This window comes from Paraburkholderia sp. BR10141, assembly GCF_056155635.1.
Map to the genome: position 1 here is coordinate 1 of NZ_JBMIQH010000142.1, position 525 is coordinate 525.

The 525-nt window shown below is 61.9% G+C and carries 1 pseudogene; it reads left to right on the forward strand.

The features are described 5' to 3' along the window. Positions 1-60 precede the first annotated feature (60 nt). Positions 61-525 (forward strand): annotated as a pseudogene (locus ACOJB8_RS41215) (IS5 family transposase); the annotation flags it as partial.

A 525-nucleotide genomic window follows, 5' to 3' on the forward strand; every position in this document is an offset into this window, starting at 1 on the left:
CACGTCCGGTTCTGCGAGGGCCTGCGGGTGCGATTCCCGTGGGCTACTCACCTAAAGGACATGGCCAAGCCAATACTCGACGAACTGTGGGCACTCATCGAACCGCTGCTGCCCCCTCCCAAACCACGGCGAACCCGTTATCCGGGGCGCAAGCCGCTCGACAATCGTGCAGTGCTCACCGGCATTCTCTTCGTCTTACAGACAGGGCTGCGTTGGGATCTGCTACCTCGCGAAATGGGTTGCGGCAGCGGCATGAGTTGCTGGCGTCGCCTCCGTGACTGGCAAGCAGCTGGCGTCTGGGAGCAGTTGCACGAGGTGCTGCTTGCACGATTGCGCGCAGCTGACCAAATCGACTGGTCTCGCGTCATCGTCGACTCCTCTTCAATCCGCGCTGTGGGCACAGGTCAAAAACAGGACCGAATCCCACAGACCGCGCTCGACCTGGTTCAAAGCACCATCTCATCACCGAGGCGCAGGGCATCCCGCTCGCGGTGATTCTGACCGGCGCCAACCGCAACGACGTCA